Source organism: uncultured Pluralibacter sp., from assembly GCF_913775985.1.
Taxonomy (GTDB): Bacteria; Pseudomonadota; Gammaproteobacteria; order Enterobacterales; family Enterobacteriaceae; genus Pluralibacter.
Window position 1 is genome coordinate 1 of the sequence record NZ_CAJYMB010000054.1, and the last position, 10,116, is coordinate 10,116.

Consider the following 10,116-nt stretch of genomic DNA (forward strand, 5'->3'; position numbering starts at 1 on the left):
CCGGAAACAGTGGTAATAACCAGTTCGAAGGCCGCGGCGGCAACGATACCTTTAACATTGGTAGCGGCGGTCACGATACCCTGCTGTACAAGCTCATCAACGCAGCGGATGCCACCGGCGGTAACGGCCACGACACGGTTAACGGCTTCACCGTGGGCACCTGGGAAGGTACGGCGGACTCCGACCGTATCGACCTGCGTGACCTGCTTCAGGGTAGCGGCTATACCGGCAACGGTTCGGCGCACTATCTCGACGGTGTAGCAACCCTCGATGCCGGTGCGGGCAATATCATGGACTACATCAAGGTCACGACGGATGGCAGCAACACCATCATCCAGATTGACCGCGATGGTTCCGGCGGCAATTTCAATCCGACCGAGGTTGTCACCCTCAACGGTGTGCAGACCGACCTTGCCACGCTGCTGGCTAACCACCAGCTGTTAGTGGTGTAGTAAACGGCCAACGGGCGGGGGAGCGATCCTCTGCCCGTTTTTTTTATTAATCCGCACAGTTAGTAAGAAATTTCTGATATTCTGGTAGCCGGATTCGCCCTTTTTTAAGAATCCGGCTGTTGGACATGGATATCATTTTGAGGCGCCAGCACGGGCCCGACAGGAAGTAAGTTATGACAACACACCCCCTTTATGAGCCGTGGCTGCAGGCCATGCTCATTATCGCAAAACACTATCGTCTGGATTTTTCCCAGGAGCACGTTCGGGTCACCATTACCCACGAAAGCCAGTCCCCGCGTCTGCAGGTGCTGGAAGATATGGCGCGCCAGCTCGGGCTGGGTTTTCGCATCGTGCCCGCTAACGCCTCGCTGCTCGATCCCTGGCGACTTCCCCTGATCGGCGAATTTACCGGCGGACAGATTGCGGTTATCAACCGCATGGACAAAGAAGAGAAGGTCAGCGTCCAGTTTAGCGGCGACGGCGGCCTTGAAACGGTGCTGACCCTCGAAGAGCTGAGCAGCCGCCTGAAAGGTATCGTGGTGCTGCGCCCGCTGGAGTCCGTACCGGATGCCCGCGTTGACGAATACATTAAACCCTACGAAAAAAACTGGTTCTGGCAGCTGGCGCTAAAAGACTGGCGTCGCTACGGCGACATTATGCTGGTGGCGATGGTGGCGAACGTCCTCGCGCTGTCCGGCATGTTGTTTTCAATGCAGCTGTACGACAGGGTTGTGCCCTCCCAGTCGGAACCGACGCTGTGGGTGCTGTTCAGCGGCGTCATGCTGGCTATCGGCTTTGAATTTACGATGCGCATGCTGCGCGTCCACATCTCCGACAAAATCGGCAAGCGCGCCGACTTGCGCATTTCCGAGCGCGTTTTTGCCCACGCGATGCGCATCAAAAACGGCGCGCGCTCTAAATCCACCGGATCGTTTATCGCGCAAATTCGCGAGCTGGAGTCGGTGCGTGAGCTGATCACCTCGACCACCATTGCTGCCATTTCCGATCTGCCGTTTTTCCTGCTGTTCGTCTTCATCCTGTGGATGATCGGCGGCCCGCTGGTGCTGGTGGTGCTGCTGGCGGTGCCGCTACTGCTGATCCCCGGCCTGCTGGTGCAGCGCCCGCTCGGCGAGCTCTCCAGCGAGGGGATGCGCGAATCCGCCATCCGCAACGCCACCCTGGTTGAAGTGGTGCAGGGGCTGGAGGACATCAAGCTGATGCGCGCCGAACAGCGTTTTCAGAACCAGTGGAACAACTGTAACGACGTGGCGGCGACCGTCGGCATGAAGCAGCGCTGGCTGACCGGCCTGCTGATGACCTGGACCCAGGAAGTGCAGTCCATTGTCTACGCCGTGGTGCTGCTGGTGGGCTGCTATCTGGTGATCGCCGGCGACCTGACTACCGGTGCGCTGGTGGGTACGTCCATTCTCGCGTCAAGAACCATCGCGCCGCTGTCGCAGATCTCCGGCGTGCTCTCCCGCTGGCAGTCGGCGAAAGTCGCCCGCAAGGGGCTTGACGACCTGATGCAGAAGCCCATTGACGATCCGCTGCACGGCAAGCGCGTTCACAAGGCGCACCTGCGCGGCAATTACCATCTTGAGAACGTCAGCTTTTACTACGACGAAGAAGAAAAAATCAACGTGGTGACCCTGCCCAAATTGCAGATCCGCGCCGGCGAGCGCATTGCCGTGCTGGGGCGTAACGGATCCGGGAAAAGCACGCTGCTGCAGCTGCTGGCCGGGATGCAGGATCCGCAGCAGGGTGTTATCCAGCTCGATGACATCACCCTGAACCACCTCGATCCCGCCGATCTGCGCCGGGATATGCAGCTGCTGAGTCAGCAGGCGAGGCTGTTCTTTGGCTCGGTGCGCGACAATATCGTGATGGGCAACCCGCTGGCCAGCGATGAAGAAATTCACCAGGCGCTGACCATCAGCGGCGCGCTGGATTTTGTCCGCAAGCAGAAAGTGGGCCTTAATTACCTGATCAGCGAGGGCGGGGCGGGGCTGTCCGGCGGGCAGCGGCAGTCGCTGCTGCTGGCGCGCGCGCTGCTGACCTCGCCAAATATCTTGCTGCTGGATGAACCAACGGCGTGGCTCGACGAAGTGAGCGAGAAGCAGTTTATTCAGCACCTCAAGCAGTGGCTGGGGCAGCAGCGGACCCTGATTGTGGCTACCCACCGGCTGCCGATCCTTGAACTGGTCGACCGCATCATCGTGCTGGAGGGCGGGAAGATCATTATGGACGGTCCTAAAGAGGCCATTCTGAGCCAGCACGGCATTACCAAAACGGCCGCTGTGCCACAGCGCACCGTCACTATGCAGCAGTCGGCACAGGTCAAGAATACTACGGCGGGTACGGTATGAGTGAATTTACGCGATTTAACAGCCGCCTGCGCGAACATGCTCTTCCGTCGTCCATGCTGGTGGCCTGGTGCATATCGGGGATGCTCGCGGCATTCCTGCTCTGGGCCAACTTTTTCAACCTTGATGAGGTAACTACCGGCAGCGGGAAAGTCATTCCCTCATCCCATGAGCAGGTGGTTCAGTCGCTGGAAGGGGGGATTATTCACAAGATCATGGTTCACGAAGGCGACATCGTCGAAATGGGCCAGCAGCTGGCACAGATGGACCGCACCAAAACCGAGTCCGGTGTGCTGGAAAGCGCCTCGCGCCTCAATGCGGCGCTGGCTACCGCCGCGCGGCTTAACGCCGAAGTAAACGGTGTCGAGCTCAAGTTTCCCAAAGAGCTCGACGGCGAATCGGAGCTGGTGAAGCAGGAAACGGCGCTGTATCGGTCCCGTCGCCAGAGTCTGGAGAAAGGGCTGGCGGGCCTGCATCAGGCGGTAAGCCTGGTCCAGCGCGAGCTGTCCATGACGATACCGCTGGTCAAGCAGGGTGCGGCGAGCAACGTGGAAGTGCTGCGCCTGCAGCGCCAGAAAAACGAGCTGGAGAACAAAATCACCGAGATGCAGAACGACTACTTCGTGCGCTCCCGGGAAGAGCTCTCCAAAGCTAACGCTGAAATTGAAGCTCAGCGCTCGGTGATGAAGGGCCGTGAAGACTCCCTGACCCGACTGACCTTCGTGGCGCCGGTGCGCGGGATTATCAAGGACATTGATGTGACAACGGTAGGCGGCGTGATCCCGCCCAACGGCAAGCTGATGACGCTGGTTCCGCTGGACGATCAGATGCTGGTGGAGGCCAAGATTTCCCCCCGCGACGTGGCCTTTATACACCCGGGTCAGAAGGCGCTGGTAAAAATCACCGCTTACGATTATTCCATCTACGGCGGAATGGAAGGGGAGGTGACGATGATCTCCCCGGACACCCTGCAGGATGAGGTCAAGCGCGATGTTTACTATTACCGGGTTTATATACGTACTAAAAGTAATCACCTGACCAACAAGCACAACCAGACCTTCCCCATTTTTCCGGGGATGATTGCGACGGTGGATATTAAAACCGGCAGTAAATCGGTGCTGGATTATTTGATCAAGCCGCTGAACAAAGGGAAAGAAGCGCTGCGCGAAAGATAGTGCCTTAGCCGGGCGTTAACCGCCCGGCTTACACCGGAATTAACTGCGCGGATGAATGTTTAAATAGTGAGTAGCGTAAGCCAGATAGAGTCCGGCGTAATTTTCGACCAGTGCGATAAAAGAGGGGTAAATGTCCAGAAGGCCATTTTTTCGCTCTTTGAGATAGCCGCGCTCTTCGGCAGACTTGATAATTCGGGTGACGTGAATGCGAGAAACGAAGAACGCTTTAGCCAGCGCGTTTGCCGAGTATTCAATAACGGCGCCACGGGTGGTCATAATGTCGACGGACTGCAAATAAAGATGCAGCATAATCATCCGTCCGCCGTCTTTGTCGATGAAAATACCTACTTCAGGGAATATATTCTGGAAGGTGATGCCGCGGAAAAGATACTCAGCCGCGCGGTGGAAAAACGCGTGGCGCAAATTGTCATCGTCGAGGATGTCAATATTAATATTCTGTGCCGGATATAGCAATTTTATCGGCATTAGCGCGCTGGCCATATAGGTTTTTAAATCGGCGAGACCTTTGGGCGTAGGCGTGAGAAGCACCTTTCGGCGATCGACTTCGCTGCGCCAGACTTTGATTCGCTGGGTGGTTTTGAGCAGAGTAATAATGGCAATTACGCTGTTCGGGCTGGCGATTTTATAGCGCGAGCACAGTGATTTTATCTCCGAGACGGACGTGGCCTGATTACCAAAAATAAAACAGCACATAGCCAGGACAATATTAAAGCGTGACTCCTGAAGTATTGTTTTGAAAAACAGGGGCTGTTTTTTATAAAGTTCATCATTAATTAAATAATGTTGTTTAATCGCCGACAGAAAGTTATCGTTACGTTTGATGATATCCTTTCTGTAAGCAAGCGCCTTTGGGGAGATGTGGCTATCCATATAGCTACCTAAGTAAAAAAGATGTTTTTGTTTATTGATTGAATCAACGATGTTATCTTAATTGTGTTCAAAACGAGTATACAATAAAAACAGTCGTTTTACTAAAACAACTGTTCTAAAATCATAAGGCATATTATGTATCAATAATACATATTGCGATAATAAAGTAATGACAATATTTTATGCCTATACATTTTTATATACATAAAATTAGCCATCATAAGTTTCATGTCCACTATCATGATTAAATTAAGGAGAATATTTAAACATGAAGAGCCAAATTATATCGGGATGCAAGTATGCAGTGATAACCTCCTGCAGCTATCTTTGGCTTGGGGTAGAAAATATTATACGGCAACAGGGGGGATTACCTGTAAGAATGACTGCGGCCAGCGTACTCCGCTATGAAAGCATGAGTATCAACGGCGACAAGCAACGGCCCATTCAGCTCTGCGTTTTTTTAACCGGTGACTTATGCAACCGGCTTGAAACACTTAAATTTCTGATTTTAAACATTAAATGTTTACCTGCAGGATGTTATGTCACTCTCTTTAGCCACCTGCCCCCGGCATGGCTTTACGTAATGCTGAGCGCGCTGGTGCAGAATACTGAAGTCCTGAAAAAAATTCGCTATTGCCACCAGCGGCCGACCCCGGAAAGCTTATTAAACAAGCCATTTCCGCTTCTTGAGGAGGTCATTTGTGCCGAAGAATTAGCGGAGATCCCAAGCGGAGCAGGGCTATCTACGCCGGAGCTGGATGCGGTATTAAATTATTATCAGGGCAAAACCGTTAATGTACTGTCACGCAGTTCCGGCGTTGCAGAAAAAACCATCTATGCACACCGCAAAAGTGGGATTAAAAAGCTGTCGGCTATGCAGCAGTGGCTCAATGATAAGGTGCTGCTGCGAAAAACGCGCCGCAGCGGCGAGGGCGGATTGCTGGCGCAGTGCGCTCAGCTATTATGAAAAGTTACCGTAAACCCCTGTTCCCGCCAGTGTGTCAGCTGCTCTTCCTGTTGCGGCGTCGGGGAGCGGCCTGTCCACAGCAGGATCTGCTGTCCGGGGAAAAACTCCGGGTGCAGCTGTTGAAGGGGATCGGCCAGCACGTCGATATGCCAGCCGTGCTGGGAGAGGCGCCACGCCTCAAGCCACAGGAGGGTGCGATCGTCGGTTTCCCAGCCGACCAGCAGGGCGGCTTTTCCCGGTTCTTTACGGGAGGCGCTGAGGGCGGCAGCGACAAATTCAATCAGCACGCCGTCGAGTAGGCTGCATATGGCGCGAGCCGTATTGTGGTCGCGGTTGAGCCGCTGTCGGACAGGAATGAAGACATTGTCGATAAGCGTGTCGGCGCTGTTTTCGCGGGAAAGCATTCTGATTTTGCTGCGTAGTCCGTCCGAGCGAACCTGGCGTAGTACGGTCAGCAGCGCTTCCTGAATGGGGGCCCAGCCCTCTTCAAGCACAACCGCCTGGCTGCCTTCGATCAGCGCTTTCACCTTGCCCACCGGGACGCCATTTTTAATCCAGCGCTTAATTTCTTCGATGCGCTGAATATCTTCTTCGTCAAACTGACGATGTCCGCCTTCGCTGCGCTGGGGCTTGAGCAAACCGTAGCGCCGCTGCCACGCGCGCAGTGTTACCGGGTTTATCCCACAGCGTTCCGCTACATCACCAATACTGTAAAAGGCCATTTACTTCCCCATTCGACATGCCTGTACATCCAGCTGTACGCAATACGAGTCCACTTATTTGTACAACCCATCTTTTATTGTACAAACGAATTCGCCTATGTCAAAGGGCGTTTAGCAGGTTGATAATGGTAGGTTATTTTTTTGTGTTAAAAAAACGCAGGGCGAAGAGGGATAAATTCTATACACAATGTGGAGATACGATCCGCGCCGGGCGGATCGCAGGGAGTTAATAATTCGTATTTTTCTCAGGCCACAAAATCAGCGGAATGCCTTGCAGGGCGGGGCTGGCGAACAGGTTTCCCTGGAAAGCGCTAATACCCGCAGACTCCAGCCACATCCACTCTTCAGCCTTTTCAACGCCAACGGCGGTGACAGAGATTTCAAGCGATGTACAGCATTTGATGATGCCCTGGATGATTGCCTGACGCGGCCCGCTTTTGTGAACATCCTGAATTAAGGAGCGGTTGATCTTGATCTTGTCCGGCTGAAACTCGGACAGCAGCAGCAGGCCGGCAAAGCCGGAGCCAAAATGTTCAATCGCGACTCTGAGCCCTTCCGCCTTTAATGCCCGCACCGCGCGATTAAAGTCCGCAATCCGGGACATAACGTCGCTTTCGGTAAACTCGATGGTTATCTGATCCGGGATAAGCCCGAAGCGCTTGATCTCCTGCAGGAGATAGGGAACGGCATCGGGAATTTTCACCAGCGTGAGGGGCAGAAGGTTAATGGAAAGCGGGTGATCCTTAAGGCCCAGCTCTGCCGCCAGCGCAAAGGCGGTGCGCTTGCTGCGTAAATCCGCTTCGTACAGCGCGTCGCCCTGCAGCGATGCAAAATAGTCCGCCGGGGATTTGCCGTCACGAGCCCTTAACAGCGCTTCGAGAGCCACAATTTCCCGGGAAAGCGGATCGATGATGGGCTGGAATGCAAAGCTAAACTCGTCATCCTCGACCTCCGCCTGCCGGGGAAGCAGCTGTACCTCATCGTCGGCAACGAACTCCCAGGAGTCGGCGAGGGGGATCTCGAAGTAGTTCTCTTTTTCGGTTGATTCAACGAAGGTGCGGAAAAATTGCAGCGCACGGTCGTCATATTTCAGCTGGTAGCGAGAGGTTCCCTTATCCAGCACGCGCTGCAGTACGTCTTCATGGACATACTCTCGCAGGTCAAACAGCTCCATGCCGGTTTTACCAAAGCGGCGCGCGGGCGCGTAGTCGCACAGCAGTTCCACGATGTTGTAGTGGCGGCTGTCCTTGCAAATGTGATGATAGATCTCTTTAACATTCTCTTCCGGCCCTTCGAGCAGCTGAAAGAAGTGCGTGCCGTTGTACAGCAGGATCCCCGTAACATTTGCATGGCTGTTTTTGCCGTTGGCGGACGCAACCATCTCCTCTACGGCTTGCACGGTAATACCTTCACAAATGTGGCTGCGATACAGGATGGTTGTAAGCATTTTCTGACCTGATGGATGAGTGTTCAGCAACCATAGCAGAACAGCAGCATGCCGTCGTGAAAAAGCCATATAAAACAACAAATAATTTACATAGGGCTACTAAATTTGAGGGTATATTTAGCAGGTTGTATCGTTATTTTTCCAGGCTGTTTATCGAGTTGTACAGCTTACAGCGATAAATCTGTCTTTATAACTTATTGTATTAAATGCATTAGCACGAATTGTTCATTTTGAAATAAAAAAGTTGTACACCTTGGCGGTTAAGTGTTTTAATCTTGTATAACATTAGTTAATAGCGTTACTATTTATTGTACTTCAGGAGACGACAATGCGTCAGAATGGTTATGTTCCCGATTCAGCAGGTGCAATTGCCCTCTATTTCTCGAAAAGCGCATTGCCTTCTCAACAAGAAACCTTAGGACAGATCGTGGTTGAGATCCTTCGGGACGGTAAAACCCTCAGCCGTAAAATGCTGTGTACCAAATTACTGAGCCGCCTGGATCAGACCGACGATGCCGAGCAACAAACCCATTATCACAATCTCATTGGGTTATTGTTCGATCGTTAATAAAGTTACGCCCATGTCTGCCGGCCGCTGTTTGCCGGCAGAGCATCCTGAGGGTGGGTCACGCGGAGGTCAGGAATGGAGCGTAAGCCTGTACAGGCAATCTTGCGCTCCGGACGATGAGCAAAGCGCAAATCAGAGATGCATTTATGAACAGAAGTGAAGACGAAATCCTCAATGACGAACTTATCGGTGAAGCGGTACTGTCGCTGCTTAAATCTGGCGGCCCGATAACGACTCAGAGCTTGCTTAAAGCATTAATTGCGATGGAGCGTGCGGAAAAAGATGCTACCCGTCAGGCGGCGCTCAGCGGAATCATCGCTGAGATCGGCGGTATAGCGGCCGCACACGCAGGCGCTACTGACAAAGGAAGTCGGGCTGAAAGCAGGCAAAACGCCTTTCCGCGGTTTAATGTGAATATTGCACATTCCAGCGGCAAGAAAATGCACTGACTACACAGTCAATAACCATCAACACGGCGAACCAACGATGATACAGATGACTCAATCGCATCCCGATATCTACAAATCCCTTGCTGATAATGCGCTATCAGAACATTTCCGCACGGCAGGCGATCGTCTGGCTGATGAATCTGCCATTATGTCCGCTGCTATCACCAGCATCATGGCGACAGATGGGCACCTTACTAATAAGGGCCTGATCCTGTGGCTGATTGAATCGCTGGAAACCACTGACGACGTGGTGATGGCTGATGCCATTCGCCGCACGCTTGAAATCGTGGTTGCTCATACCATGGATGATATCTAACGTTTTCCACGCTCAAGCGTAACGCCCCGCCGGATCCCTCCGGCGGGGCGTTTTGCATTTAATAAGCTGCTTTTCTCTCTGCGCTATAGATTACCCACGCCGCCATCTACCACTTCTCCTCTCCTCAAAAAAATGGCCGGGATCGCAATATAAGATTATCAGTGTGGTTAAGATACAAGGTACCAAATGGATACTAATAGACAGCGAGGTACGCAATGGCGAAAACAGACGCCCGGGCGGGCGAAAAAAAAGTGGATGATGCCGCGTGCCCGATGCGGGATTTCGTCGGACTTATCGCCGGTAAATGGGCAATCCCGATACTTTATCGGCTTATCGTCATTAACGGCCCGGTGCGCTTTAGCGAACTGCTGCGTGCAGTGTCTCCCGTGACGCAAAAAGAGCTAACGCGCCAGCTCAGGCTGTTCGAGCAGCGCGGGCTGGTAAGCCGGCAGGTTTTCGCCGAAGTGCCTCCGCGGGTGGAGTATCAGATAACCCCGCTGGGCCTGACCCTCGGCGACGCCCTCGGCGCACTCGCCGACTGGATGCGTGAGTACGGCAGCGCGTTAAAGCGCTAGTGCCTGAATAATGGCTGAGCGCGCTCGCTCATGTTTATTTTTATCATTTTGCAGAAAATCGATACCACTGAGGAGAATTAAAGGATGAAGAGAGCCATTATCGCGGCAGCGGTTGCCGCCACGCTTGGGGTTTCAGCCGGCGCGCATGCGCAAACGGCGCCGGAAGGATATCAGCTGCAGCAGGTACTGAT

Annotated in this window: 12 protein-coding genes; 9 read left to right on the plus strand and 3 right to left on the minus strand. The window is 53.4% G+C overall.

All coding sequences use genetic code 11. The features are described from left to right. From QZ766_RS06440 to QZ766_RS06450, 3 genes are all read left to right on the plus strand, one after another. On the plus strand, window positions 1-452 hold a 452-nt coding region (locus tag QZ766_RS06440; protein ID WP_297199013.1), incomplete at its 5' end, for a type I secretion C-terminal target domain-containing protein. Window positions 453-625: 173 nt separating this feature from the next. Further along, window positions 626-2,818, plus strand: a complete 2,193-nt coding sequence (locus QZ766_RS06445) for a type I secretion system permease/ATPase (protein ID WP_297199016.1) — start codon at window positions 626-628, stop codon at window positions 2,816-2,818. Further along, complete coding sequence (locus QZ766_RS06450) at window positions 2,815-3,990, plus strand: HlyD family type I secretion periplasmic adaptor subunit (RefSeq protein WP_297199019.1); 1,176 nt, start codon at window positions 2,815-2,817, stop codon at window positions 3,988-3,990. Before QZ766_RS06445 ends, QZ766_RS06450 begins: the two co-directional genes overlap by 4 nt. Window positions 3,991-4,029: 39 nt before the next feature. On the opposite strand, the gene QZ766_RS06455 is transcribed toward QZ766_RS06450, so the two are convergent. After that, window positions 4,030-4,881 (minus strand): MarR family transcriptional regulator, encoded by an 852-nt coding sequence (locus tag QZ766_RS06455; RefSeq protein WP_297199022.1) that lies wholly within the window; start codon window positions 4,879-4,881, stop codon window positions 4,030-4,032. A gap of 268 nt (window positions 4,882-5,149) precedes the next feature. Between QZ766_RS06455 and QZ766_RS06460 the strand changes: the two genes are divergently transcribed. Next, a complete protein-coding gene (locus tag QZ766_RS06460; RefSeq protein ID WP_297199025.1) occupies window positions 5,150-5,848 on the plus strand; it encodes a hypothetical protein in 699 nt (232 codons plus the stop codon). Here QZ766_RS06460 and QZ766_RS06465 read toward each other — a convergent pair. After that, complete coding sequence (locus tag QZ766_RS06465; RefSeq protein WP_297199028.1) at window positions 5,836-6,570, minus strand: MerR family transcriptional regulator; 735 nt, start codon at window positions 6,568-6,570, stop codon at window positions 5,836-5,838. The two genes, QZ766_RS06460 and QZ766_RS06465, sit on opposite strands and share 13 nt — an antisense overlap. Before the next feature lie 226 nt (window positions 6,571-6,796). Further along, on the minus strand, window positions 6,797-8,017 hold the full coding sequence (locus QZ766_RS06470) for a diguanylate phosphodiesterase (RefSeq protein WP_297199030.1): 1,221 nt from the start codon (window positions 8,015-8,017) through the stop codon (window positions 6,797-6,799). 328 nt (window positions 8,018-8,345) lie between these two features. Between QZ766_RS06470 and ycgZ the strand changes: the two genes are divergently transcribed. The 5 genes from ycgZ to QZ766_RS06495 all read left to right on the plus strand — a co-directional run. Then, on the plus strand, window positions 8,346-8,585 hold the full coding sequence (gene ycgZ / locus QZ766_RS06475) for a regulatory protein YcgZ (protein ID WP_297199033.1): 240 nt from the start codon (window positions 8,346-8,348) through the stop codon (window positions 8,583-8,585). 116 nt (window positions 8,586-8,701) lie between these two features. Further along, window positions 8,702-9,034: a hypothetical protein gene (locus QZ766_RS06480; protein WP_297199036.1), complete on the plus strand. Its 333-nt coding sequence runs from the start codon at window positions 8,702-8,704 to the stop codon at window positions 9,032-9,034. 37 nt (window positions 9,035-9,071) lie between these two features. Further along, the gene (locus tag QZ766_RS06485) at window positions 9,072-9,350 is read left to right on the plus strand and encodes a biofilm development regulator YmgB/AriR family protein (protein ID WP_297199039.1); all 279 of its coding nucleotides are present in this window, start codon (window positions 9,072-9,074) and stop codon (window positions 9,348-9,350) included. A gap of 215 nt (window positions 9,351-9,565) precedes the next feature. Next, complete coding sequence (locus tag QZ766_RS06490) at window positions 9,566-9,925, plus strand: helix-turn-helix domain-containing protein (RefSeq protein ID WP_297199042.1); 360 nt, start codon at window positions 9,566-9,568, stop codon at window positions 9,923-9,925. A gap of 84 nt (window positions 9,926-10,009) precedes the next feature. Beyond that, window positions 10,010-10,116 (plus strand): hypothetical protein (locus QZ766_RS06495; protein ID WP_297199046.1); only part of this gene is annotated, 107 nt, incomplete at its 3' end.